The sequence below is a fragment of the Propionivibrio sp. genome, from assembly GCF_049316945.1.
Taxonomy (GTDB): domain Bacteria; phylum Pseudomonadota; class Gammaproteobacteria; order Burkholderiales; family Rhodocyclaceae; genus Propionivibrio.
Genome location: NZ_JBMOJE010000016.1, coordinates 16,094 through 41,359, shown reverse-complemented (window position 1 = coordinate 41,359; position 25,266 = coordinate 16,094). Strand labels below are relative to the sequence as shown.

General features: G+C 59.4%; 23 protein-coding genes. 11 read left to right on the top strand and 12 right to left on the bottom strand.

What is annotated here, in order from left to right:
- Positions 1 to 14: 14 nt before the first annotated feature.
- From ACOYNV_RS05805 to ACOYNV_RS05795, 3 genes are read right to left on the bottom strand one after another with little or no spacing between them, the layout of a single operon-like run.
- A complete protein-coding gene (locus tag ACOYNV_RS05805; protein WP_422898805.1) occupies positions 15 to 1,481 on the bottom strand; it encodes an ammonium transporter in 1,467 nt (488 codons plus the stop codon).
- Positions 1,482 to 1,491: 10 nt separating this feature from the next.
- On the bottom strand, positions 1,492 to 1,830 hold the full coding sequence (gene glnK / locus ACOYNV_RS05800; protein WP_422898804.1) for a P-II family nitrogen regulator: 339 nt from the start codon (positions 1,828 to 1,830) through the stop codon (positions 1,492 to 1,494).
- Between the two features lie 48 nt (positions 1,831 to 1,878).
- Positions 1,879 to 2,766, bottom strand: coding sequence for a TorF family putative porin (locus ACOYNV_RS05795; RefSeq protein ID WP_422898803.1), 888 nt, complete (start codon positions 2,764 to 2,766; stop codon positions 1,879 to 1,881).
- 321 nt (positions 2,767 to 3,087) lie between these two features.
- Here ACOYNV_RS05795 and ACOYNV_RS05790 point away from each other — a divergent pair, with 321 nt between their 5' ends.
- The 3 genes from ACOYNV_RS05790 (at position 3,088) to ACOYNV_RS05780 (ending at position 6,458) form a co-directional block, all read left to right on the top strand.
- Complete coding sequence (locus ACOYNV_RS05790; protein WP_422898802.1) at positions 3,088 to 3,501, top strand: accessory factor UbiK family protein; 414 nt, start codon at positions 3,088 to 3,090, stop codon at positions 3,499 to 3,501.
- Between the two features lie 73 nt (positions 3,502 to 3,574).
- On the top strand, positions 3,575 to 5,074 hold the full coding sequence (locus ACOYNV_RS05785) for a YifB family Mg chelatase-like AAA ATPase (RefSeq protein WP_422898801.1): 1,500 nt from the start codon (positions 3,575 to 3,577) through the stop codon (positions 5,072 to 5,074).
- A gap of 181 nt (positions 5,075 to 5,255) precedes the next feature.
- Positions 5,256 to 6,458, top strand: a complete 1,203-nt coding sequence (locus ACOYNV_RS05780; protein ID WP_422898800.1) for a multidrug effflux MFS transporter — start codon at positions 5,256 to 5,258, stop codon at positions 6,456 to 6,458.
- Position 6,459: 1 nt separating this feature from the next.
- On the opposite strand, the gene ACOYNV_RS05775 is transcribed toward ACOYNV_RS05780, so the two are convergent.
- Genes ACOYNV_RS05775 through ACOYNV_RS05765 form a run of 3 tightly spaced genes read right to left on the bottom strand, consistent with a single transcriptional unit; the run spans position 6,460 to position 8,839 of the window.
- Positions 6,460 to 6,741: a type II toxin-antitoxin system HicA family toxin gene (locus ACOYNV_RS05775; protein ID WP_422898799.1), complete on the bottom strand. Its 282-nt coding sequence runs from the start codon at positions 6,739 to 6,741 to the stop codon at positions 6,460 to 6,462.
- 38 nt (positions 6,742 to 6,779) lie between these two features.
- On the bottom strand, positions 6,780 to 8,120 hold the full coding sequence (locus ACOYNV_RS05770; RefSeq protein WP_422898798.1) for an ATP-binding protein: 1,341 nt from the start codon (positions 8,118 to 8,120) through the stop codon (positions 6,780 to 6,782).
- Positions 8,117 to 8,839: a response regulator gene (locus ACOYNV_RS05765; RefSeq protein ID WP_422898797.1), complete on the bottom strand. Its 723-nt coding sequence runs from the start codon at positions 8,837 to 8,839 to the stop codon at positions 8,117 to 8,119. The genes ACOYNV_RS05770 and ACOYNV_RS05765 overlap by 4 nt, the downstream gene beginning before the upstream one ends.
- Before the next feature lie 199 nt (positions 8,840 to 9,038).
- Here ACOYNV_RS05765 and ACOYNV_RS05760 point away from each other — a divergent pair, with 199 nt between their 5' ends.
- From ACOYNV_RS05760 to lipA, 5 genes are all read left to right on the top strand, one after another.
- Positions 9,039 to 9,548: a periplasmic heavy metal sensor gene (locus ACOYNV_RS05760; protein ID WP_422898796.1), complete on the top strand. Its 510-nt coding sequence runs from the start codon at positions 9,039 to 9,041 to the stop codon at positions 9,546 to 9,548.
- Positions 9,549 to 9,739: 191 nt separating this feature from the next.
- A complete protein-coding gene (locus ACOYNV_RS05755; RefSeq protein WP_422898795.1) occupies positions 9,740 to 10,873 on the top strand; it encodes a D-alanyl-D-alanine carboxypeptidase family protein in 1,134 nt (377 codons plus the stop codon).
- A gap of 228 nt (positions 10,874 to 11,101) precedes the next feature.
- The gene (locus ACOYNV_RS05750) at positions 11,102 to 11,380 is read left to right on the top strand and encodes a YbeD family protein (RefSeq protein ID WP_422898820.1); all 279 of its coding nucleotides are present in this window, start codon (positions 11,102 to 11,104) and stop codon (positions 11,378 to 11,380) included.
- A complete protein-coding gene (gene lipB, locus ACOYNV_RS05745) occupies positions 11,377 to 12,006 on the top strand; it encodes a lipoyl(octanoyl) transferase LipB (RefSeq protein ID WP_422898794.1) in 630 nt (209 codons plus the stop codon). The genes ACOYNV_RS05750 and lipB overlap by 4 nt, the downstream gene beginning before the upstream one ends.
- The gene (lipA, locus tag ACOYNV_RS05740) at positions 12,003 to 12,980 is read left to right on the top strand and encodes a lipoyl synthase (protein WP_422898793.1); all 978 of its coding nucleotides are present in this window, start codon (positions 12,003 to 12,005) and stop codon (positions 12,978 to 12,980) included. Before lipB ends, lipA begins: the two co-directional genes overlap by 4 nt.
- 228 nt (positions 12,981 to 13,208) lie before the next feature.
- Here the strand turns inward: lipA and ACOYNV_RS05735 are convergent, their stop codons facing one another.
- From ACOYNV_RS05735 to ACOYNV_RS05725, 3 genes are all read right to left on the bottom strand, one after another.
- Positions 13,209 to 14,336, bottom strand: coding sequence for an alanine--glyoxylate aminotransferase family protein (locus ACOYNV_RS05735; protein ID WP_422898792.1), 1,128 nt, complete (start codon positions 14,334 to 14,336; stop codon positions 13,209 to 13,211).
- 112 nt (positions 14,337 to 14,448) lie between these two features.
- A complete protein-coding gene (locus ACOYNV_RS05730) occupies positions 14,449 to 15,192 on the bottom strand; it encodes an HAD family hydrolase (protein WP_422898791.1) in 744 nt (247 codons plus the stop codon).
- A 132-nt stretch (positions 15,193 to 15,324) separates the two neighbouring features.
- The gene (locus ACOYNV_RS05725; protein ID WP_422898790.1) at positions 15,325 to 16,992 is read right to left on the bottom strand and encodes a diguanylate cyclase domain-containing protein; all 1,668 of its coding nucleotides are present in this window, start codon (positions 16,990 to 16,992) and stop codon (positions 15,325 to 15,327) included.
- Between the two features lie 439 nt (positions 16,993 to 17,431).
- On the opposite strand from ACOYNV_RS05725, the gene ACOYNV_RS05720 reads away from it, so the two are divergent.
- Together ACOYNV_RS05720 and ACOYNV_RS05715 are read left to right on the top strand one after the other, a co-directional pair.
- Positions 17,432 to 17,734, top strand: coding sequence for a hypothetical protein (locus tag ACOYNV_RS05720; RefSeq protein WP_422898789.1), 303 nt, complete (start codon positions 17,432 to 17,434; stop codon positions 17,732 to 17,734).
- Between the two features lie 159 nt (positions 17,735 to 17,893).
- The gene (locus ACOYNV_RS05715) at positions 17,894 to 19,048 is read left to right on the top strand and encodes a DUF2934 domain-containing protein (protein ID WP_422898788.1); all 1,155 of its coding nucleotides are present in this window, start codon (positions 17,894 to 17,896) and stop codon (positions 19,046 to 19,048) included.
- Positions 19,049 to 19,441: 393 nt separating this feature from the next.
- Here the strand turns inward: ACOYNV_RS05715 and ubiG are convergent, their stop codons facing one another.
- The 3 genes from ubiG to ACOYNV_RS05700 form a co-directional block, all read right to left on the bottom strand.
- Positions 19,442 to 20,140 (bottom strand): bifunctional 2-polyprenyl-6-hydroxyphenol methylase/3-demethylubiquinol 3-O-methyltransferase UbiG, encoded by a 699-nt coding sequence (ubiG, locus tag ACOYNV_RS05710; protein WP_422898787.1) that lies wholly within the window; start codon positions 20,138 to 20,140, stop codon positions 19,442 to 19,444.
- Positions 20,141 to 20,216: 76 nt separating this feature from the next.
- A complete protein-coding gene (locus ACOYNV_RS05705; RefSeq protein WP_422898786.1) occupies positions 20,217 to 20,888 on the bottom strand; it encodes an OmpA family protein in 672 nt (223 codons plus the stop codon).
- Positions 20,889 to 20,973: 85 nt separating this feature from the next.
- Positions 20,974 to 22,299: a TRZ/ATZ family hydrolase gene (locus ACOYNV_RS05700; protein ID WP_422898785.1), complete on the bottom strand. Its 1,326-nt coding sequence runs from the start codon at positions 22,297 to 22,299 to the stop codon at positions 20,974 to 20,976.
- 309 nt (positions 22,300 to 22,608) lie between these two features.
- On the opposite strand from ACOYNV_RS05700, the gene gyrA reads away from it, so the two are divergent.
- Complete coding sequence (gyrA, locus tag ACOYNV_RS05695; RefSeq protein ID WP_422898819.1) at positions 22,609 to 25,242, top strand: DNA gyrase subunit A; 2,634 nt, start codon at positions 22,609 to 22,611, stop codon at positions 25,240 to 25,242.
- Positions 25,243 to 25,266 lie beyond the last annotated feature (24 nt).

Below are 25,266 nucleotides of genomic sequence, written 5' to 3'. Positions count from 1 at the left end.
TGCTGGAGATAATCTTAGAGGTGGTAAGCCGTTTCCCCGTGCGAGGTGGTGTCCAGACCTTCGCGCTCTTCCTCTTCCGGCACGCGCAGACCGATGAACATGTCGACCAGCTTGTAAGCCACCAGAGAAACCACGCCGGACCACACGATGACCGTGCCGACGCCCCACAACTGGCTGATCAGCTGCGCCGTCATGTCGTAGTCGCCGACCTTGTTGAGCACGTAGTCATAGACACCGGTACCGCCCAGCGAAGGTGCGCAGAACACACCGGTCAGGATGGAACCGAGGATGCCGCCGACACCATGCACGCCGAACACGTCGAGCGAGTCGTCGGCGCCAAGCAGGTGCTTCAGGCCATTGACGCCCCACAGGCAGACGATGCCCGCCAGCAGACCGATGACAATGCCGCCCATGACACCGACGAAGCCAGCCGCCGGGGTGATCGCCACCAGACCGGCGACTGCACCGGAAGCCGCACCGAGCATCGAGGGCTTGCCCTTGATCAGCCATTCAGCCAGCATCCAGGACATCGCCGCGCAGGCCGTTGCCACCCAGGTATTGACCATCGCCAGCGCTGCGCCGCCCGAAGCTTCGAGTGCCGAACCAGCGTTGAAGCCGAACCAGCCGAACCACAGCAGCGAAGCGCCGATCATGGTGAAGGTCAGGCTGTGCGGCGCCATCGATTCACGGCCGTAACCAATACGCTTGCCGAACATGAAGGCACCGACCAGGCCGGCTACCGCGGCATTGATATGCACCACGGTACCGCCGGCGAAGTCGAGTGCGCCCTTCTGGAACAGGAAGCCTGCCGTCTTGCCAGCGGCTTCGCCTGCTGCCGCGTCGATGTAGGCATCCGGACCCGCCCAGTACCAGACCATGTGCGCCATCGGCAGGTAGGAGAAGGTGAACCAGAGCAGCATGAAGACCAGGATCGCAGAGAACTTGGCCCGCTCGGCGAAGGCGCCGACGATCAGCCCGCAGGTAATCGCCGCAAAGGCGCCCTGGAAGATGACGTAGGCGAATTCGGAGATGACCACGCCCTTGCTGAAGGTGGCCGCCACGGAATCGACGGTCATGCCTTTGAGGAACAGCTTGTCCAGCGTACCGAGGAAATTGCCGCCTTCAGTAAAGGCCACCGAATAGCCGTAGACCACCCACAGCACGCTGATCAGCGAGAAGGTTACAAAAACCTGCATCAGTACCGAAAGCATGTTTTTCGAGCGGACCAGTCCGCCGTAGAACAATGCCAGTCCGGGGATCGACATCAGGATGACCAGCGCGGCGCTGACCATCACCCACGCGTTGTCGCCCTTGTTGGCCACCAGTGCCGGAGCAGCGGGTGCGGCGGCTTCTGCCGCAACTGCCGCTGCCGGCGCTGCCATGGTGGCGACCGGTGCGGCCGCCGCCTTTTCTTCTGCCCACGCCGGGTTGCCGCAGGTAACGGCACCAAGCAGGGCAAGTAGCGCAAAGAGGTTTTTCATGATTCGCTCCTTACAAGGCTTCCTCACCGGTTTCGCCGGTGCGGATGCGGATGACTTGTTCAATATCGAAGACGAAGATCTTGCCGTCGCCAATTTTTCCGGTGCCAGCCGATTTTTCAATGGCCTCGATAACCTGATCCAGAATCGAATCCTGAATGGCCGCTTCGACCTTGACCTTGGGCAGGAAATCGACGACATATTCGGCGCCACGGTACAGCTCGGTGTGGCCTTTCTGACGTCCGAAGCCCTTGACCTCGGTCACCGTGATGCCCTGAACGCCGATGACGGAAAGTGCTTCACGCACTTCGTCAAGCTTGAACGGCTTGATGATGGCGGTAATCATTTTCATGATGTGCTCCAATTCTGGGGAGGAAACCCTCCCCGGTTCAAAAAAGTGTCAGAACGACTTGCTGACCGAGACGACGGCGATGCCATTACCGGCATTCTTGAAGCTTGAACTAGTCTGCAGCGCTCCATTGCTGCTGGAATTCGAACTGGAGAAACAGTACGGCTGGTAGTTAGAGATAGGAAGTACATTGTTGCTGCAATTCCCGTTGGCATTGGTGTCAATGTAGGATGCGCCGATTACCCAGCCGGAAATATCCTTGGTGACGCCGATCTTCCAGTCTGTGTAATTACCGTTGTGAACATTCTGCAGGTTGAGCGATCCCACATGACCGTTGATACCCCAGCCATCGCCCAGATCATAGTTGGCGGCCAGATCGAGATAGCTGGAACCTTTAGTGTTCTTGCCGGTAAAGGTACCCGTCGAGTCCACACCGACCAACGAGAAATAGTTATCCAGACCATAATAGTATTTCAGCGACATGAACTTCCACGAACCGCCGATGTAGATTTCGGCGTTATACACGGAGCCGCTTTTAGCGTTCGTGCCAAGCACCCGCGCTTCGGAACCGGGGTAGTAATAGTAAATTGCGCCGACGTCGAGCCCGAAATCACCGAAAGCCTGCTTGTAGCCACCGTAGAAATCCATTTCGAGGTTGCCGTCGGGGAAACCTGCGCCCGAACTGACGTTCGAGTTCCAGTTGCCAACATAGAAGCCACTCGAATGGGCATAATCGATACCGCCTTGCAGTGCCGGGTCGTTATATGTCTGGGCAATGCCACGGAAACGGTAGCTGGAGAAAATTCCCAGGTTGCCGGTCAGCGCTGGTGCCGGTGCAGCTTCGGCAGCGGCGGGAGCCTCGGCCGGTGCACCGGTTTGAGCCATCGCCGGAGCAGCAAAAGCTGCGACCAGAAGGGTGGCGAGAATGGTTTTTTTCATAGCAGGTGCTCCTCGGATCATGGTGAAGGGTTTGAAACTTGCCTGTTACACAAAGCATTTGCCGTGCCATGTAAAAAAACGTCAAAAATCAATAGGTTGATAAATTCAATCCAAGTGTCAAGGTGTTTGGCGCACTTTACTGGGGCGCCAGATATGCAGATCGCACCATGGCAGGGCGACTGAAACCACGACGAGCCCGGAATGCCGAATGGAGTGAGCAGTTTAGAACGCATGGGCCTGCACGCCCGTGGATAGGGGTTCACAGGGCTGCATGCCGTGGGAGCCGCATAAACATTGCCGGCCATGGCATCATGCGCCGGAATGCCCGCCCTGCTTGCCTCGCAGGCCGATGCCAGCAAGTGTCTCAGGGGCGCAGCTTGTTCGACTGAATGGGCATGCCGGCTGGGCGACGAGCGGATTGCAGAAATCAAGGCCCGCAGGCGCTGTGCTAAACTCGAAGGCAATAAACACTCAGGAAGGACAGTCGCCATGCTCGACCCGAAAATATTTGAGGAATTAAGTGCCCGTCTTGGCGCGATCATTGCGGCCAGCCCGGCGGCCGAAATCGAGAAAAATGCACGCGCACTACTGTCCAGCTTCTTCACAAAACTGGATCTGGTCAGCCGCGAGGAATTCGATATACAGGCCCAGGTACTGCTGCGTACCCGGGAGAAACTTAAGGCACTTGAAGAACGCGTCAGCCGGCTGGAAACCCGGGCCGGCAGCAACGACTGAACCCGTGCGGGGGCTTCACCCCCTGCGCCATCTTCCAAACCTCCTCACCTGCCGCCCAGCCCAAGCTCAGCCAGTGCCGCTTGCCATCGTCCACAGCCGTGGTTTAGACGGACTTTCCGCCCCGGAAGTCGCGGTCGAAGTGCATCTGACCGGAGGATTGCCGCAAGTTACGCTGGTCGGTTTGCCCGACACCGAGGTCAAGGAAGCACGTGATCGGGTGCGGGCGGCGTTGCAGAATTCCGGCTTTGACTTTCCAAGCAAACGCATCACGGTCAACCTCGCGCCAGCTGATCTGCCGAAAGAATCCGGCCGCTTCGACCTGCCGATTGCACTGGGCATTCTCGCCGCTTCGGGGCAGATACCCGGCAACGCGCTGAACAACTACGAGTTTGCCGGCGAGCTCTCGCTTTCCGGCCACCTGCGGCCGATTCGTGGCGCCCTGGCCATGGTCCTGGCCGCCGGCACGCGGGGGCGCTGCTTCGTCCTGCCCGCAACCAGTGCGCGCGAGGCAGCGCTGGCCCGGGACGTGCGCGTACTGACGGCCAATACCCTGCTTGAAGTGTGCGCTCACCTCACCGGACACGCCGCGCTGAGCGAATGTGTCGCCAGTGACGACCATCCCGGCCACAGCAACGACTATCCCGATCTAGCGGAGGTTCGCGGACAGACGCAGGCCAAGCGCGCCCTGGAAATCGCGGCGGCAGGCGCTCATTCGATTCTGCTCGCCGGCCCACCCGGGACCGGCAAATCGATGCTGGCCACCCGCTTGCCCGGCCTGTTGCCGCCGATGACGCAGGAAGCGGCGCTGGAATCGGCCGCCGTGCTTTCGCTGGCCGGGCAATTCGACCCGGAAAATTTTTGCCGCCATCCCTACCGCTCACCACATCACACCGCTTCTTCGGCGGCGCTGGTTGGTGGCGGCAGCGTACCGCGTCCGGGCGAGATTTCACTCGCGCATCAGGGCGTTTTATTCCTTGATGAGCTGCCCGAGTTTGACCGGCGAGTTCTTGAAGCGCTGCGCGAACCGCTCGAAAGTGGTCGCATACACATCTCGCGCGCAGCACGGCAGGCCGAGTTTCCGGCACAGTTTCAACTCGTCGCGGCGATGAATCCCTGTACCTGCGGCTATCACGGTGACCCCAGCGGAAAATGCCGGTGCACTCCCGATCAGGTGGCGCGCTACCGGAACAAACTCTCCGGCCCCTTGCTCGACCGCATCGATCTGCAAATCGAGGTGCCGGCGCTGCCCGCCGAGGCACTGCAAAAGGCCGCTGATGGCGAAGCGTCGGCAACCGTTCGCGCTCGCGTTACGCTGGCCCGCGAGCGGCAACTGGCGCGCCAGGGCAAACCGAACGCCCGCCTGACGACCAAAGAGATAGACCTCTACTGCCAACCCGACGCCGACGGTGCAGCCTTGCTCAAACATGCGCTGTCTCGCCTCAACCTTTCAGCCCGTGCTTACCATCGCGTGCTCCGGGTCGCCCGCAGCATTGCCGATCTGGCCGGCTGCGAAGCGATCGCTGCGGCGCATGTCGCCGAGGCCGTGCAGTACCGCCGCTTCGCCAAGGACTGAGAGCCTGTGAAAATATCAAGAATCCACCGCAGAGGCGCAAAGGCGCAGAGATGACGCAAAGGAAACCCCATGCTTTTAAGATCTTTCTCTGCGAAACCTCTGCGGTGCTGCATTTTCTTGGGTCACCTTTGCGCCTCTGCGGTAGGTGTTCAGGCATTTCTTCACAGCCCCTGACTGCCCAATGACCGAACACATTAAGCCGCCACGCGGCATCGCGCTGCTGCTGGCGGCGCTGTCGGCGCTCGGCCCCTTCTCGATCGATACTTACCTGCCGTCGTTTCACGACATCGGCCAGAGCCTGCAGGCGACGCCAATCGAGGTGCAACAAACGTTGACCGCCTACCTGATCCCGTTCGCCATCATGGCCCTGTGGCACGGCGCGATTTCCGATGCGCTCGGGCGACGGCGGGTGATTCTGGTTACTCTCGCGCTGTTCGGATTGTCGCTGGCCGGTTGCCTGTTTGCCACGCGCATTGAACACCTGTGGGCGCTGCGCGCGCTGCAGGGGATGTCGGCCGGTGCCGGCGTCGTCATCAGCCGGGCCATCGTGCGCGACCTGTTCGACGGGCCGGCGGCGCATCGCCTGATGTCGCACATCACCATGATGTTCGCACTGGCGCCGGCCATCGCCCCGGTGATCGGCGGCTACCTGCAATCCTGGTTCGGCTGGCGCTCGGTCTTCGCCTTTCTGGTTCTGCTGACGCTGGCGCTGTGGCTGGCCTGTTGGCGCCTGCTGCCTGAAACGCTGCCGCCGGAGCGCCGCCAGAGCCTGCATGCCGGCTATCTGGCGCGAACCTACTGGAAGGTGTTGACCTCTCCGTTATTCCTGTTCGCCTGCGGCGGGCTGGCGCTCAACTTTGCCGGCTTCTTCATTTACATCATGTCGGCGCCGGTGTTCCTGATGCGTCACCTCGGTGTTTCCGAAACAGCTTTCTTCTGGCTGTTCGGCCCGGCCATGGCTGGCCTGATGTCCGGCGCCTGGTTCTCGGCACGACTCGCCGGCAAGCTGTCGCTCAGGCAGACCATTGTTCGCGGTTATCTGGTGATGGGTGCGGCGGCGCTGGGCAATGTCGGATTGAATCTGTGGCTGCCGCCAGCGCTGCCATGGAGCATTGTCCCGATCTTCGTCTACACCTTCGGCATGTCGCTGGCCATGCCCTGCCTGACGCTGCTGGCGCTTGACCCGTTTCCGCAGCAGCGCGGGCTGGCCGCTTCCTGCCAGATGTTCCTGCAAGCCGGCTCGAACGGGCTGGTCGCTGGCGTGCTCGCGCCGGCGCTGTGGGGATCGACACGCACCCTGGCTTTCGGCATGGGCATCTTGATGCTGATTGGAGCGGCGTCGGCCTGGATGCATCACCGGCTGACTCGACACAAAACCACTTGATTCAGGTTTTTTTGCCAGCCTCATAGCTGGAAAGCGTCACCCCGGCGTGGGCCAGGAATTCGCGGATCTGCTTGATTTCTTCCTTGGCGCAGGTCGAGCTGTTGTGCGGATGGTGCAGAAAAGCCTCGACCTTGTTGAGCACGATCCGGAAACGCGCACCATGCGCCGACTCGATGCTGGCCCCGAGATGCACCAGCAGTGATTCAATCTCCCGCCAATGGATGTTGGCGCTGAGCGGGTCATGATAAATCGTCTGAAGCAAATGCAGATGTTTGTGACTCATGGCAGCCTCCTCAGTCTTGTTGATCCGGCCGAAAAGTTTCAGGAATTCCTATTCTGCCAGCATCCGGGGAGCGTCGGGAAATTCAGCACGACTTCCAGGCCGCCGCCGGGTGCATCGGCGAGCGCAACTTCACCACCGCAACCGGCAACAATGCGCCGGACGATGGCCAGCCCAAGGCCGCAACTGCCACCGGTGGCGCGCGCCGGGTCGAGCTGGGCGAAAGCTTCGAGCGCCCTTGCGCGTTCCCCGGCAGCGATGCCCGCTCCGTGATCGCGCACGCGCAGGGTAATGGTTTCCGGGCGCTCGACGGACAGGGATATCTCGACCGGCGGCGCGCCGTACTGCAGGGCGTTGTCGATCAGGTTGTCGAGCAGGCGCTGCAGATTGCCGTGGGCAATGGCCACCTGGCATGCGGCAGCGGCTTCGCTGACGGCCATTTCGACCGGCCGGCCGAGTTCGCGATGACGCGCCACTTCGTTGCTTACCGCATCGGCCAGCAACAGCGGCGAAGCCGGTTGGCTGCTGCTCTCCTCGCTGCGCAGGAAGGCCAGGCACTGGCCGACAATGCGCTCCATGTCGTCGGCGTCGCGCGTCAGGCCGGCACGTTCCGTATCGTTTTCGAGCAAGGCCAGGCGAACGCGCAGGCGCGCCAGCGGCGCCCGCAGATCGTGCGTCAATCCAGCCAGCATCTCGTGCCGCTCGGCATTGGCCGAGGCCAACTGGGTCAGCATGGTGTTGTGCCGTTCGGCCAGGCGCCGCACTTCTTTCGGGCCTTCCGGCGTTACAGTGCGTGCGCTGCCGTCGCCGGTGGCGGTCACCGCTTCGCCAAGACGTGCCAAGGGACCGACAATGCCGCGCACGAAAAGACCGGCGATCAGCACCAGAACGGCCAGCGCCACGGCCAGCCCGCCCCACAACTCTGGGGGCAGCGCCTGGGGCTCGAAGCGCGGCGGCGGCAGCACCAGCCACCAGCGTTCGCCGCCGGCCATGAAGCCGATCCACAAACCACTGCGTGTTCCCGGGCCGGCATGGCGCAAGCTCGGTTTTTCGTCCAGCAGTTGATCGAGGTCTGCCGCCAGGTGGCGGGCAAAGCCGAATTCCGGTTCGTGAGCGGGAACGGACTCTCCGTCCGGGCGCAACTGCAGGCCTTGTTCGCCAGCATCTGCGGATTCGAGCCGGTTGCGCGCCTCGTCGTTCAGCCCCGGCAAGACGGTCTGCAGCAGCCGTATCTGGCCGGCGACAAAGCGGACGGTCTGGCTGATATGCGAAGTTCGCCGGTAATCGGTGAGCAATGAAAACGTGGCGAGTTCGGCAACAGCGACGACGGCAATCACCAGCAGGACGGTGCGTGCCGCCAGCGAAGCGGGCAGCAGCCTCATTTTTCCGCTCCTGCACTGCGTTCGCCGTCGGGAACGAACACGTAACCGACGCCCCACACCGTCTGCAAATAGCGCGGATGCGCCGGGTCGGCTTCGAGCAGGCGGCGCAGGCGATGAATCTGGACGTCGATGGCGCGGTCGAAGGATTCGCTCTCGTCGCCACGTGTCAGCTCGAGCAGGCGCTCGCGCTTCATCGGCCGGTTGGCGTTGGCCACCAGGGTGTTGAGCAGGGCGAATTCGCCGCTGGTCAAGGCCACCACTTCACCGTCGCGTGACAACTGGCGCGTGCCGCGATCAAAGCACCAGTCGCCAAAGCTGAAAACGCCGCCTTTGCTATCCGGCGCGGCGGGCGGCTGGGTGCCGCGTCGCAACACGGCTTCGATGCGGGCGACCAGTTCGCGCGGATCGAATGGTTTGCCGACATAGTCGTCGGCGCCCATTTCCAGCCCGATGACCCGGTCAACCGGCTCGTCGCGCGCCGTCAGCATGATGATCGGCAGGGTCTCGCCGCGCCCGCGCAAACGGCGACAAGCGGCCAGGCCGTCCTCGCCGGGCAGCATCAGGTCGAGCACCACCAGGTGCGGCTGAAAGCGCTCGATATAGGCGTCGAGCTGACGCGTATCCGGCAGCAGCAGGGTGTCGAAGCCGTGCCGGCCCAGATAGGTGGCCAGCAACTGACGCAGTTCGGGGTCGTCGTCGACGAGCAGAATCTTTTTCATGACCAATCCTTGGTTCGGTATGGCAGCCATTCTATGCCGCCGCCGTCTGCCTCATGGAAGACTGAAACAATTTGCAATCGTCTACCCTGGCGCTGAAATCCTTTGCAATGAGGCCGGGCAGAAAATGGCGACGTCAAAAGAGGCATTGCAGCACATCCAGCCTCACGACAAATCAACCCGACCACAAAGGAGTCACACCATGAATACCAGGTTTTCAAAATTCTCTCCCCGAATCATCGTCGCCGCCGTGGCCCTCTCGCTTGGACTGGCCGCAACCGCCTTCGCCATGTCGCCGCGTGGCGCCGAACAATGCGGCGCCGGCATGCACGCCTCACGCATGGATCACGGCATGAAGGGAATGTCGCGCCTGCACGATGACCTGAAGCTTGACGCCAAGCAGGAAGCGCTCTGGAAAGAGGCCGAGAAAGCCGGCCAGGATAACCGGAGCACCCTGCGTGATCGTTTCAGCAAACAACGCGAGGAAACGCTGTCCATGATTGACAAGCCGGGCGCCGATTTGCGCGCTGTGCTCAAGCGTATGGACGAACTCAGGGCTGAAGGGCAGAAACAGCACCAAGCCGACCGCGACCGCTGGCTGACGGTATATGACTCGCTCAACGCCGAGCAGAAGGAAAAGGCCCGTCTGTTCTTCAAGAGCAAACTGGAAGGCAAGGATCGCCACAACCAGCGCGGCGCTGGCCGGGGTTAAGGCAGGCGACGGAAGTCAGTTTCGCAATCAAAGTAGCCAAGGGGTGATTCCGGGAGTGAAATTCCCGGGATTGCCTGTTCACCTCATTGTGCCGTTTGCATCGGCCGTTACAAAAACACTCAAGGAATTCGGGTTTGAGCCAAGGTGGTCGCTTGTTATAATCGCGATTTTCAACGAATACACGGCTCCCCATGCGCAAGATTCAATCATTCATCCTCGTCCTGCTTCTGCTCCCGGCCCTGGCCTTTGCCCAGCAGTTGCCCACCCCGCCTGCTCTGGCCGCCAAGTCTTGGCTGCTGATCGAATCCGCTTCCGGGCAGGAACTCGCCTCGCAGGCGCCTGACGAACGCCTTGAACCGGCTTCGCTGACCAAGCTGATGACCGCCTACCTGACCTTTGCCGCGCTCAAGCAGGGCACGATCAAGATCGACCAGATGGTGACCGTGTCGGAAAAAGCCTGGAAGGCACAAGGTTCGCGCATGTTCATCCAGGTCGGAACGCAGGTGAAGGTCGAGGACCTGATCAAGGGCATGATCGTGCAGTCCGGCAACGATGCCTGCGTTGCGCTGGCCGAAGCCATCTCCGGCAATGAGGAAGTTTTTGCACAGATGATGAACCGCGAGGCGCAGCGGCTGGGCATGAAGGCGTCGAACTTCCGCAACTCGGCCGGCATGCCCGACCCCCAGCACTACACCACGGCACGCGACCTGGCGATCCTGGCCAGTGCGCTGATCCGCGACTTCCCCGAGGATTACGCCAAGTACTACTCGCTCAAGGAATTCCGCTACAACAACATCACCCAGCCGAACCGCAACCGCTTGCTGTATCTTGATCCGACGGTCGATGGCGTCAAAACCGGGCATACCGAAGGCGCCGGTTACTGCCTGATTTCGTCGTCAAAGCGCGGTCCGCGCCGCCTGCTGTCAGTCGTACTCGGCACGGCCTCCGATAACGTTCGCACCTCGGAGTCGCTCAAGCTGCTCAACTACGGCTTCCAGTTCTACGACGCCGCGCAGCTTTACGCCAAGGATCAGGCCGTTTCCAACCTCAAGGTCTGGAAGGGAGCCTCGCCGACGGTCAAGGCCGGTTTTACCAACGACTTCATCCTCGCCGTGCCCAAGGGCTATGCGCCGCGCCTCACCACCGAACTGCTTTCACAACTGCCTCTGATCGCGCCCGTGACACAGGGTCAGGTGGTCGGCACGCTGAAGGTCAGCCTTGACGGCAAGCCGTTTGGCGAATACCCGGTGGTGGCCATCGAAGCAGTGCCGCTTGCCGGTTTCTTCGGGCGCCTGATCGATACCATTCGTCTCTGGTTCAACTGAGAACCTGTGAAAAATTCATTTGAGCCTAATCTCCTCTCTCGTCACCCCGGCGAAGGCCGGGGTCCAGTTCGTCTATCTGATTGTTTTTATGAATATCAGAGGTTCGCACTGGATTCCGGCCTTCGCCGGAATGACGGTCTTGGATGGGTGTGCCAATTAATTCACAGCCTCTGAGGCATGAGCAGCGCATGACCGCTTATCTTGACCGCCAGGTTTTGCCGCTCGCCGATGCCTGACCCTACGCCCGGGCAGGAAAGCCTGTTCCAATTCCCCTGCGCTTTCCCGCTCAAGATCATGGGTCTGGCGAACGACGCGCTGGCGCAGACGGTGCTTGAAGTCGTCCTGCGCCACGCGCCGGATTTCGACGGGGCGACGATGGAAATGCGCCCTTCAAGTGCTGGCAAGTACCTCAGCCTCACCTGCACCATCAACGCCACCTCCAGGCCGCAACTCGACGCGCTCTATCGCGAGCTGAGCAGTCACCCGCTAGTCAAGGTGGTGCTTTGAGTGCTGCGCCGGTCGTCCGACAGCTCGGACGCGCGGAGTACGAATCAACGTGGCAGGCGATGGTCAATTTCACCGCCAATCGCAACGCGGAAACGCCGGACGAACTTTGGGTTTGCGAACACCCTCCGGTTTACACCTTGGGGCAGGCCGGCAAGCCGGAGCATCTGCTTTTCGACAACGGCATCCCGCTGGTAAAGATCGATCGCGGTGGGCAGATTACCTTCCACGGGCCTGGCCAGGTGGTGGTCTATCTGTTGCTCGATCTGGGACGAAGCGGTCTCAGAGTGCGCGAACTGGTGAGCCGCATCGAGCAGGCGGTGATCGACCTGCTGGCCGAACATGGCGTCAGCGCAAGGCGGCTGGACGGTGCCCCCGGCGTCTATGTCGAACAGGGCGGGGCGGTGGCCAAGATTGGCGCGCTCGGTCTGCGCGTCAGAAAAAGCGGCTGCTACCATGGGGTCAGTTTGAACGTAGACATGGATCTATCTCCCTTTGCCGCGATCAACCCCTGCGGCTATGCCGGCATGGCGGTCACGCAGACCCGCGATCTGGGCGTGGCCTTGTTGCCCGCCCAGGCGGCCGAAGCACTGGTGAGTCACCTCACCCATCAACTGGAGCAAGCATGAGCGAGCAAGAGATTAAACCGCCGACCAGGATCGCCGGTGTCAAGCAGAAGGGCGAACTGAAAACGTCGCGCATCCCGATCAAGATCGTGCACACCGAGGCGCTGCGCAAGCCGGCGTGGATTCGCGTCAAGGCCGGCAATGCCGACGGGCGCTTCGGCGAAATCAAGAAAATGCTGCGCGAGCAGAAGCTGCACACCGTCTGCGAGGAAGCCGCCTGCCCGAACATCGGCGAATGCTTCGGGCGCGGCACCGCCACCTTCATGATCCTCGGCGACATCTGCACGCGCCGCTGCCCCTTCTGTGACGTCGGCCACGGCAAACCATTGCCGCCCGACGCGAATGAACCGGGCAACCTGGCCGACAGCGTGGCCAGTCTCAAACTGCGCTACGTGGTCATCACCAGCGTCGACCGCGACGACCTGCGCGACGGCGGTGCCCAGCACTTCGTCGACGTCATCGCCGCCGTGCGTGCCAAGTCGCCGACGACCACCATCGAAACCCTGGTGCCGGACTTCCGTGGGCGCATGGAAATCGCCATCGAAGTGCTCGGCCAGTCGCTGCCCGACGTGCTCAATCACAACATGGAAACCGTGCCGCGCCTTTACAAGCAGGCGCGCCCCGGAGCTGACTACGCGCACTCGCTGGCCTTCATGCAGCAATTCAAGGCACGCTATCCGCAGGTGCCCACCAAGTCCGGCCTGATGGTCGGGCTGGGCGAAACCGACGATGAAATCCTAGACGTATTGCGCGACCTGCGCGCCAACGGCGTTGAAATGCTCACCATCGGCCAGTACCTCGCGCCCTCCGGCCATCACCTGCCGGTGTCACGCTACGTGCATCCCGACATTTTCGAGATGTACGAGGAAGAGGCCAAAAAGATGGGCTTCACCGGTGCCGCCTGCGGCCCGATGGTGCGCTCTTCATATTGGGCCGATCAGCAGGCGCACAGCGCTGGTGTTGACCGGGAGCGGTAAACAGAGGTGAAGGGAAGATGAGTACAAGCGCCGGACTTTACGCCGGATTCACCTTCTCGCCCTGCAACGCCCGTCAAATGGCGATCTACAGAAAGTTGCCTGGAGAGCCTTTGTTTACGCGGGTCCCCAAGGCATGGCCTGAAGATCGCCTATCCATGGGCTCTCCAGAGCAATCCCGTGGAATATAATGCAGACAGGCTGACTTAAAAATTTGCAGACTCACCGCCTTTACCCAAGGCTGTTCAACGCCTCTTCAAGGCTGTTCACCGTTCGTTCCGGGTTGTGAAGCTTTTCAAGGCCGAACAAGCCGATGCGGAAGCTGCGGAAATCAGCGGGTTCGTCGCACTGAAGCGGGACGCCTGTAGCAGCCTGGATGCCGATCTTGAGGAATTTCCTGCTCGACTGAATCTCCAGGTCGGTAGTGTAGCTGACCACTACTCCGGGCGCCTGGAAACCTTCAGCCGCGACGCTCGGGAAGCCCTTGCCGACCAGCAGTTCGCGCACCTGGCGACCAAGTTCCTGCTGTTCGCGGCAGACCTTGTCGAAGCCGTAGGCTTCCGTTTCCAGCATTACATCGCGCAAAGTGGCAAGCGCGTCGGTGGGCATGGTTGCATGGTAAGCGTGTCCGCCGGCCTCGAAGGCTTCCATGATCTGCAGCCATTTTTTCAGGTCACAGGCAAAACTGCTGCTGCTGGTGGCATCGATCCGGCTACGGGCGCGCTCGCTGAGCGCAACCAGTGCGCAGCACGGCGAAGCGCTCCAGCCTTTCTGTGGCGCACTGATCAAGACGTCGACGTTGTTGGCGACCATGTCGACCCAGACCGTGCCGGAAGCAATGCAATCGAGGACGAACAGGCCATCGACCGCTCGCACCGCGGCGCCGACGGCGCGCAGGTAGTCATCGGGCAGAATCATGCCGGAGGCCGTTTCGACATGCGGGGCGAAAACGACATCCGGCTGGTGTTCATGAATCGCGGCCACAACGTCTTCAACCGGCGCTGGAGCAAAGGGCGCATTGCTGCCGCTGCCGATCTGGCGGGCCTTGAGGACGATGCTCTCGGCAGGAATACGCCCCATCTCGAAAATCTGCGTCCAGCGGTAGCTGAACCAGCCGTTGCGGATAATCAGGCATTTTTTGTCCGTGGCGAACTGGCGAGCCACCGCCTCCATGCCGAAGGTGCCGCTGCCCGGCACGATGATGGCAGACTTCGCGTTGTAAACGGTCTTCAGGATGCGCGAGATGTCCTTCATCACGCCCTGAAAGCGTTGTGACATATGATTAAGCGCCCGGTCGGTATAGACCACCGAGTATTCGAGCAGGCCTTGGGGGTCGGGTCTGGGCAGTAGGGCGTTCATGGGTGTTTCTCCTTCGTTTTATCGATGTGTCGAGAGCAAGGATGCAGCATAATGTGCATGGCTGGAGAGCAAGATAAACAGTGGCTCTCCGGGCATGTGCCTGGTGCAGCGCCTATCGGCTTTCGAAAAAACGGATGGCGTTCAGCAACTCAGGGAAATTGTAAATAATATAGTCTGGCTCTGCGCCTGCCGCTTCCTGCCTTCCCTGGTTCGATCTGAAAAAGACCGTCTTGATCCCGAGTTGCTGCGCGCCGAAAACATCACAGTACATGTCATTGCCCACATAAAGAACCTCTGCTGACTCCATTTTCATGGTCTTCAATGCGGCTGTGAAAAGGCGTTCGTCGGGCTTGCGGTAGCCGAAGTTTCCCGAAACGATGATTGGGTCGAAATAGCTGGAGAGTCCGACGGCGTTCAGCTCCGGAGCGGCGTAGGCGCTTTGCGCATCGGAAATTATCGCCAGATGATAATTCTGGTGCAGTTGCCGGATGGTTTCATCGACGCCAGGATAAAGTTGCAAGCGGAAGCGGGATGCGGCACGGAATGTCTCGGCAAGAAGTCGCGGAAGCTGTTCAAGCTTCGCGGCCGGCAGGGCGTTTGTGAAATCCGTCGCGTGCTGCGTCATCATCTTGCGGAAGATTTCAACGGCATCAAATTCGGGGTGGCGTTCAACGTTTGCCGCACGTTGTTCCTGCAACGTCTGAAAATAGCACTGCTTGACTTCGGCAGGATCGAGCAAGATGCCTTGATATGACATAAGATTGCTGATGACGCGATACACCTCGTCGTCCGCTTCGTCAGTCAGGATATCGGTCATCGTTCCGTTGATATCGAAAATAATGCCTTTGACGATCATTTGAAACCTCCTTATGCAAACTATTGTTTCGCAGATCGAAGGCTATCGGTACTTAGCTTCGATCCGGATGTTTTAACGGGCATGCTTTTCATTTCTTGGGGTGCCTATCAGAGCCATGCCCGTTAGTCCGTCCTATTTCTTCTGTCCGGAACGTGTAGTCCCGGCAATCCGATGGAAGTTTCGTTCCCCTTCGAATATACGCTGGCGTCCACAGCCAGGCGACGCCCGCCATTCCATACCTGTACTTGATCTACCGGCATGTTTGGCGGTGTACATTGCCCGGTCAGCGCACTGTGTCAGCGTTTCGATGGTATCGGCGTGTTGCGGATACAGTGCGACGCCGATGCTGCCCGAAATGTACACCAGCCCCTGTGGCAGATTGAACGGCTCGGCCAGGCTGGTTACCAATTCAGTGGCCACTTGCAGCGCATGCTCGGGTTCCGTGATTTCTGGCATGATCACGGCAAATTCATCGCCACCCATCCGCGCCACGGTATCGCTGTCGCGTAGCCGGTTCTTCAGCCGCTGAGCCACCTGTTGCAGCAGTTCATCGCCGGCAGCGTGGCCGAGATGATCGTTAACGGCCTTAAAGCCGTCGAGATCGATGCACAGCAGCGCCGCTCCAGTTTCGCGGCGCCTGGCGAGGCTCAAGGCCTGCACGCTCCGGCCCCTGAACAGGTTGCGGTTAGGCAAGTCGGTCAGGGGGTCGTGGTGGGCCAGGTTCCATAGCCGCTCATCCTGCTGGCGGCGAGCGGTGGAGTCGGTCAGCACCATGATCGCCCCGTCCATGGACTGATCGGGATGCCTCAGGTTGATCCAGTAAGCGGCGCACCACAGGTTGGTGCGGTTCAGCCGGAACTCCAGCCAGTGCACCGTAGCGCTTTGCCGATTGATTTTCCAGGCGAACTCCACATGCTCGCGGTCATCGGGATGCACGAAGTCGAGAAGGGGGAGGCCATGAGCCTGTTCCTGGGTGCAGCCGGTCAGCGTGCAGCCATTGACGTTAAGGTAGCGGCAGTGCTGGGCGTCATCGAGTTCCAGCACGCCCACCGGGGCCGCGGCCAGTAACACCTGCAGATGCCGTTCCTTGGTCTCCAGTTCGCTATTCGTCTGGTCCAGGGCGCGGGTGCGCTCCGCCACTTCCGCAAGCAGGTCCTCGTTGCAGTTGAGTAGCAGCGCTTCCGCCTGACGTGAGCGGGAGACATCAACGGCGGTGCCGCGATAGCCCGTCAACTTACCCGAATCGTCGCGCAGCGGCAGCCCGTTGAGTTGAATCCAGCGCGGAGCATCACCGGCGCTTTGCAACGTGATCTCCAGATGGCGAAACGGCTGTTGTTGAGTCAGGGCGTGTTCGAGCGCAGCCAATTGCGGTTGCGAAACTTCGCCCAGCAGCGACCGCCAGGGTTGACCCGGCGACAGCGCAAGCTCGTTGGCCAGCCGCCCGCTGGCTTCGAGCAAGCGACCTTCGGAATCGGTCTCCCAGAGCAGATCATTGGAAATGCTGGCGAAATTACGGTAGCGCAGCATGAGCCGGTTGCGGGATTCAACCGCACTGCTGAGCCACAATCCCACCAGGGCGATGGCAATCATTACCACCTGATAGTGCAGGGCAAGGCCGGGCTGGGTGAAATCCCAAGGATGACGCATCCACCGACGCAGGGGAAGGATCACCGCAGCAGAGGCAAGTAATGGCGCAAACCAGCCATAGAGCAGCCAGAGTGTCTGCGCGGAAAGGAAGATGGAGATGCGATCTCCCGGTAGTGTGAGTTGCAGCAGACCACACGCCAGATGGGTCAGCATTTCAAGCAGGAGCCCGAGCCAGCCAAAAAAGCAGGCAGCAAAAGCGCAGGGCGGCTGGCAGAAACCACAGGCTGACGAAGCCCAGGCTGTCAATCAGGCTAGCGACGAACCAGATGCCTATCCACAGTACAAGGTAGATGCCGCCAAATTGCAGGAAACGTTGCCGCTGGCCGCAGTGCAGAATAGATGAGGTAAGTAATTCAGCAGGGCTGTTCAAAGGGTTGCGACCGTTTCGACTGCAAAAGGAAAGGAAATATCAACCGCATAATACGGAGTATCCTTGGCTTCTGTACACCGGTCAATGTCATACGCGAAATCTCAATAGAGTCTTGCCGGACAAACTCCGCCCACTGCATTCGCCTTGCCCAATCACCAGCATGAAAAAAATAGAATTTGACATGAATGATGCTCGTTGCTGGCTGGCACTCGTGCCCTTGAGGTGAATGACAGGGCTTGGTTATCTGCTCACTTTTTAGGCGCCAAGTGCAACCATTGGTCATGTCAAGGATACTCGGCCGCTGACATCAAGCTAGAAATCGGAATCCCCGGAAACTTTACGTGCCGCAACGGAGTCGACAGCACGCTGCACGAGGAATGGCGACACGGCAAGGCGAAGGTCAGCATTGGCGTGGCCGCGAAGAGTCCGGAGGTAAGCGAGCCGGCCGAGACCGTGCTGCGCTTGGCCGACGTGGCGCTCTACCGCGCCGAGGACGGCGGACCCAATCAATTTGCCATAGGATAATCGAAAGACCAGATAGATGAAGATGAACGTCGAACCCGCCCCTGACGTCGCCCTGGACACCGCCAAAGCTGCCTTGCTGCACAAGACAAGAAGATCTTGCAGGTACCGAGCGCCATCACAAACTCCTGAATTTCTTCTCTTCCCATGATCTTCTCACTATTGACCTTTGCCTCGGCGTTCCTGATCGAGGGCCTCGGAACCTGGATATCAATCATCGGGCTCTCAAGCCTGTTTAGCGCCGATCCGATCATCATCGCCCTGGCTGGGGCGCTCGACGTGGGCAAGATCGTCACCGTTTCCTTCCTGTACAAGCGCTGGGGCACGGCACCCAAGGCGCTCAGGCTGTACATGATTCTGGCCACCGCGGTATTGATGGCCATCACCTCGGCCGGTGCGTTCGGCTATCTCTCCGCCGCCTTCCAGGGCGCCATCAAGGATACGAAGCAGCAACAGATCCTGGTGACCGCCACCATGGAGGAACAGGCCAAGCTGGAGGCGCGCAAGAAGGAGATTGATGCCCAGATAGCCAATCTTCCAGCACACATCGTGAAAGGGCGTCAAAAGCTCATCGGCGCCTTCAAGGGTGAAGCCGACCGCATCAACCTGCGTCTGCGGCAATTGGAAGCGGAACTGCCCAGGCTGCGGGTGCAGCAGATCAACATCAACACGCATGCCGGACCGATCGTCTACGTTTCACAGGCTTTTGACGTGTCAGTGGAACAGGCGGTCAAGTACGTGATCCTGGTGATCATCTTTGTCTTTGACCCCTTGGCGATCGCGCTGCTCATCGCCGGCAACTTCCTGTGGGAGACGCGCAAAAGAGAATTGCGCGTGCCGGAGGAGGCGGCGCTGCAACCCCGGCAAACTGACAAGACTATCGAGCCGCTGCAAGAAGCCCGCGCCGACCTTCCAGAGGTAGTGCCAGATGCTGCGGCTATGCCTGTTGGATTGGCCGAACCCGTCGGTGTGTCGATGCCCAAGGACGATGCCCCCGGAAAAAGTGTGGGGATTCATGATCAAGTGGAGCGGCAACCGATTCACCTTGTGACAGCGCAGGATCAGGGCGGGCAGCCCGGAATTCAACCGACCGAATCAACTAGCCCGGCCCAGGATCACGCCGCACTGGCAGAGGCCAATACGTGGATGGCAATGACTGCGGAGGAGCAAATAATCCATGCTCCCGATCCAGAGCAAGTGATTCGCGAGACAGCGTACTACCTCGCTGAGAAGCGTCAATTCAAGGGCGGGGCACCCGCCGACGACTGGGTTCAGGCAGAGAAAGTGATCGCGAAGGACGGAAACCCCGCCGGATAACGGACGCAATCTGCCGTTGAGAGCCCGCTACCAGTATCCATTAACAGTAATTTTAAATTCGAACTCGACGAGCTAACAGGCGGCCTGTCAGATTGTGCAGGTGCTGTTTTCGGCAACCAGATCAGCAATGGAGCAATGGAGATAGCGGCAAGTATCGCTGTAACGCCCGTGAATAGGCGATCTACAGACTATATGCCTGAAGAGTGCCGTATTCATTGAAGCATGATGCGCTCCTGACCTCCCCGGGACATGCTATTTCGATATGTGCGCATACACGCATACGGGTGGCCTGCACGTCCAACGTTGGAACATGGTCGAGGCCATTGAACCGAACTACTCTCCCGGTGAAATCAAGGAGGTTCGCCTTTGGCCGAACGAGGCATGCGTGAGGCATCATGCTTCCCTGGCGCAGTGCAATAGATAGTTGACGTCGGTATTGCGTCCAAGGCTGTAGCTTTGGTTGAATGGATTGTAGGTCATGCCGATCAATTCATCGGGTTCCAGCCTGACACTTTTTGCCCAGCGTGAAAGCTCGGAGGGCTTGATGAATTTTGCGTAATCGTGAGTACCCTTGGGAAGTATCTTGAGTACGTATTCGGCACCGATAACAGCGAGCAAATAGGCCTTGGCGTTGCGGTTGATCGTTGAGAAAAAGACATGCCCGCCCGGTTTGACCAGTGCGGCGCAGGCTGCAATGGAGCTGGCCGGGTTGGGGACGTGTTCGAGCATTTCCATGCAGGTGATAATGTCATAGCTGGCCGCCTCCTGGTCAGCGAGTTCTTCTGCCGATATTTTCCGGTAATCAACCTTGTTACCGCTTTCCAGCAGGTGAAGACGAGCTACGCCGAGCGCTTTGTCTGAGAGGTCGACGCCTGTTACCAAAGCGCCACGTTGAGCCATGCTTTCCGAGAGTATTCCGCCGCCACAGCCGATATCAAGAATTCTTTTTCCTGAAATATTGGCGTGCTTATCAATCCATTCGAGACGAAGCGGGTTGATTTCGTGCAACGGCTTGAATTCGCTGTTCGGATCCCACCAGCGATGCGCGAGTTGGCTGAATTTGTCGAGTTCGTTCTGGTCGGCGTTGAGCATGGTGCACAGAGTATCTTTAAATGGTGGAAACAAAAAAAGCCCTGCCGAAGCAGGGCTTTTATTAACATCGGCAGAATTACTTGGAAGTGCCGATCAATTCAATGTCAGCGCGACGGTCAGGTTGCAGACAAGCGATGAGTTTTGCCCGGCCCAACTTGTTCGGGCACTGATCGGGCTTGGTGACCGGTTGCGTCAGGCCCTTGCCTTCGGTGTAAACACGGTTGGCCGGGATGCCCTTGCTGACCAGGTAATCCTTGACCGCTGCGGCGCGCTTTTCGGAGAGTTTCTGGTTGAATGCCTTGCCACCGATGCGGTCAGTATGGCCGACAACGATCACGACTTCCAGATTCAGTTTATTGGACTTGGCAACAACTTCGTCAATCTTCGCCTTGCCTTCAGGACGCAGCGTAGACTTGTTGAAGTCGAACAGCGCATCGGCTGCTACGGTGATCTTCTCGCCAAACGTCTTCGCGGCAGGAGGAGCAGCGACAACAACAGGTGCTGGTGGCTCGCAAATTTCCTTCGGGATCAGGTCCTTGTCGCATTTGCAACCAGCCGGATCCTTGGCAGCAGCTGCCGGGGTCCAGAAGCCGGTGCGCCAGCAAAGGCCGGTACCGCTTTTGGCAACTTCGCCGCGGCTGTCGATAACGTAGACGCGATCAACAGCTTGTGCTTGCGCCAGCGAAGCACAAAGGCCGAGCGTGGCGGCCAGCAAGGCCATCATTGAATGTTTCACAGTTTTGTTCATCTTGATTTCCTCGTTAGTTATTTGTTAAAGCCTGCGGTTTTTCGTCCGCATGACCTGGTACGCCCTATTATCTATAACAACTTGATCAAACTTTGCGCGGACGAATTTGATTCTGCCACAAAGCCGCGAGATTTATCAACTCAATTTCGTTAGTTTCAAGCAGGCAACCGTCAGCAACACGAATCCGGCCCGCCACCCATACGTCACTAACATGCTCGCGCCCTGCTGAATAAACCAGAAGCGAGGCCGGATCGTAGCACGGGGTCAACCCAATGTCATTGATGTTGACGGCGCACAGGTCAGCGGCCTTGCCGTTGGCAATGGAACCAATTGCTGCGTCAAGGCCAAGTGCCTGAGCGCCACCGAGGGTGGCCATGCGCAGCGCCTGATGGGCACCAATGACGCTTGTCTGCCCGCTGGATCCCTTGGCCAGCAAGGCGGCCAGGCGCATTTCCTGAAAAATGTCCAGGCGGTTATTGCTCGCCGCACCATCGGTGCCAATGCCAACATTGACGCCATTTCTGGTCAGCGCGGCGATCGGGGCAATGCCACTGGCAAGCTTGAGATTTGAACTTGGGCAGTGCGCAATCGAGCAACCGTGCTGAGCCAGAAGCGTTATTTCATTGGCATCGAGATGTGTTCCGTGCGCTGCAATCAGCCCAGGGCTGAGCAGCCCAAGTCGGCGTAGCCGCTCAACGGGGCGCACGCCAAACATTCGCATGCTGTCGTCAAGCTCCTGGGTTGTTTCGTGCAGATGAAGATGAATCGGCAGGTCGCACTGCTCGGCGAGTGTCAGCGCCTTGGCAAAGTTCCGGTCACTGACCGTGTAGGGTGCGTGCGGAGCCAGGCAAAAACTGAGCAAGGGCTCATCGCGAAGCTCGTCTCGGGTAGCCAGCCCCTTGGCCAGATAGTCGTCAGCATCGGCCGCGTAAGGGGTCGGAAAATCCAGGGTTATCAGCCCGATGGAAGCACGCATTCCTGAGGCCAGTGCTGCCTCAGCGGCGGCTTTCGGGTAAAAATACATGTCGTTGAAACAGGTCGTGCCGCCGCGTAACATCTCGGCACAGGCAAGGAGAGTGCCGTCATGTACGAATTGAGCGGAGACGTGTTTTTCCTCGGCCGGCCAGATGTGCTTTTGCAGCCATTCCATGAGCGGCAAATCATCGCCGAGACCTCGTAGCAACGTCATTGCGGCGTGCGTATGCAGGTTTACAAGGCCTGGAATAAGGACGTGATGGGGCAATCGTTTGACTTGGCGAGGGGAAAATCGGGCACCGGCTTCATTTTGTTGCAAAATTGCAACAATTCGACCCTTGTCGACCGCAACGGCGTGGTCTTCAAGCACGACATTGGTCGGTTCAACGGGAATGATCCAGCGCGCTTCGATGAGTAGATCTATAGGTGTGTTCATTGGCCGAGTGGTTTTTGTGGGAAAAAAGCCGCACAAGCGGGGATTTTGCTGAAATTTTGGCTAGCTTACTTCGGATCAGCAGCAATTTCGAGAAGCAGGCGAATTTCAGTGCTGTCACCTGAGAATTTGCCATGCCCGGCGGTGAAATTGCACTTTTCAACCGAGAGCGAAAAATCAGTTGGTTTTGCTTTCTCCGGTTTCTGGTCGGGTGAGACGGCGTGGTAGAATAGCTGGTTTAGCCAAGACGACAACATCGACGTCGAAGTTTGGTTCTTGCTGGAACTATCCGGATACAAAATGGAACAACCCGTGGAACCCTTCGCCAAAGAAACCATCCCCGTCAGCCTTGAAGACGAGATGCGCCGTTCGTATCTCGACTACGCCATGAGCGTTATCGTCGGTCGCGCCCTGCCTGATGCACGCGATGGTCTCAAGCCGGTGCATCGGCGTGTTTTGTTTGCCATGCATGAGTTGTCCAACGACTGGAACAAGGCCTACAAGAAATCGGCGCGTATCGTCGGTGACGTGATCGGCAAGTATCACCCGCACGGCGACACGGCTGTGTACGACACCATCGTGCGCATGGCGCAGAATTTTTCGCTACGTTATATGCTGGTCGACGGGCAGGGCAATTTCGGTTCGGTCGACGGTGACAATGCAGCCGCGATGCGTTACACCGAAGTGCGCATGGCTCGAATTGGCCATGAACTGCTCGCCGACATCGACAAGGAGACGGTTGATTTCGGGCCGAACTACGACGGCTCGGAGCAAGAACCGCTGATCATGCCGGCGCGCATCCCGAATCTGCTGATCAATGGTTCATCAGGCATTGCCGTGGGCATGGCGACCAATATCCCGCCGCACAATCTCAACGAAGTCATCGACGCCTGTCTGGCCCTGCTGAGCAATCCGGAGATGACGATCGATGAGTTGATCGACATCGTTCCGGCGCCGGACTTTCCGACGGCGGGCATCATCTACGGAGTTACCGGCGTACGCGAAGGTTATCGCACCGGGCGCGGCCGGGTGGTGATGCGCGGCAAGGTACATTTCGAGCCGATCAAGAATAGTAATGATCGCCAGGCGATCATCATCGACGAGCTGCCGTATCAGGTTAACAAGCGCACGCTGCTTGAAAAAGTCAGTGAGCTGGTTAACGAAAAGAAAATCGACGGCATTTCCGATCTGCGTGACGAGTCCGACAAGTCGGGCATGCGGGTGGTGATCGAGCTGAAGCGCGGCGAAGTGCCAGAAGTCGTTCTCAACTGCCTGTACAAGCAGACGCAGTTGCAGGATACCTTCGGCATGAACATGGTGGCGCTGGTCGACGGCCAGCCGCGCCTGCTCAACCTCAAGCAGATGCTCGACTGTTTCCTCTCGCACCGGCGCGAGGTGATTACCCGGCGTACCGTTTTCGAACTGCGCAAGGCACGCGAACGGGCGCACATCCAGGAAGGCCTGGCGGTTGCACTCGACAATGTCGACGAGATCATTGCCCTGATCAAAGCTTCGCCGACACCGGCTGATGCGCGTCGCGGCTTGATGGCGCGCCTGTGGATGTCGACGACGGTTGGCCAAATGCTCGAACGTGCAACGCTTGATGCGACGCGCCCGGATGGCCTGGCCCTTGAATACGGGTTGTCGAAAAACGGCTATCTGCTGTCCGAAGCGCAGGCGCAAGCCATCCTTGAATTGCGCCTGCAGCGCCTGACTGGACTTGAGCGTGACAAGATCGTTTCCGATTTTGCCGATCTGCTCGTCCGTATCGCCGATCTGATGGATATCCTGGCGCGACCGGAGCGGATCAGCGAGATCATCGTTGAAGAACTGACCGGTATTCGCGCCCAGTTCGGCGACAAGCGCCGTTCCGAGATCGTCTTGAACACGCAGGATCTCGGCATCGAGGACTTCATCACGCCGCAGGACATGGTGGTCACGCTGTCGCACACTGGTTACATCAAGTCGCAGCCGCTCTCCGATTACCGCTCGCAACGCCGTGGCGGACGTGGCAAGCAGGCGGCCGCCGTCAAGGAAGACGATTTCGTCGACCATCTGTTCATCGCCAATACGCACGATTTCATCCTTTGCTTCTCGAATCGCGGCCGGGTTTACTGGCTCAAGGTTTATGAAGTGCCGCAGGGAACGCGCACTGGTCGCGGCAAACCGATTGTCAATATGTTCCCGCTCGAAGAGGGCGAGAAGATCAACGCCATCCTGCCGATCAAGGAATTCGTCGAAGATCGTTTCATCTTCATGTGCACTTCGCAGGGGACGGTCAAGAAAACCCCGCTTTCCGACTTTTCCAACCCGCGCAAGGCAGGCATCATCGCCGTCGCGCTCGATGAGGACGATTTCCTCATCGGCGCCGAGATCACCAGCGGTACGCAGGAAATCGTTCTTGTTTCCGACGCCGGCAAGGCCGTATGGTTCGACGAGGAAGACGTTCGCGCCATAGGCCGTACGGCACGCGGCGTGCGCGGCATGCGTCTGGGCAAAGGCCAGCAGGTGCTTTCACTTTTAGTTGCAGAGAACCATCAGCAGACGGTGCTGGTGGCGACCGAAAACGGTTTTGGCAAGCGCACCGTGCTGGCCGATTTCCGCCATTCCGGTCGCGGCACGCAGGGGGTGATCGCCATCGCCGCCAGCGAACGCAACGGCAAGGTCGTCGCTGCCCGTCTGGTCAAGGACGAGGACGAAATCATGCTGATTACCACTGGTGGCGTGCTGATTCGCACCCGGGTCAGTGAGATCCGCGAGTTGGGCCGCGCCACGCAGGGCGTCACGCTGATTGCGCTGGACGCTGGCGAGAAACTTGCGGGTCTGGAAAAAGTCGTCGAAACCGATGATGGTCAGGGTGTGGATCTGGGCATCAGCGAGGAGTCCGGCAGTGATGCCGGCAATGCGGCTGACAATGATGCAGAACCCGGGCCGGATCAGGAGTAAAGGGCAGATACGCCGGTCCTGACT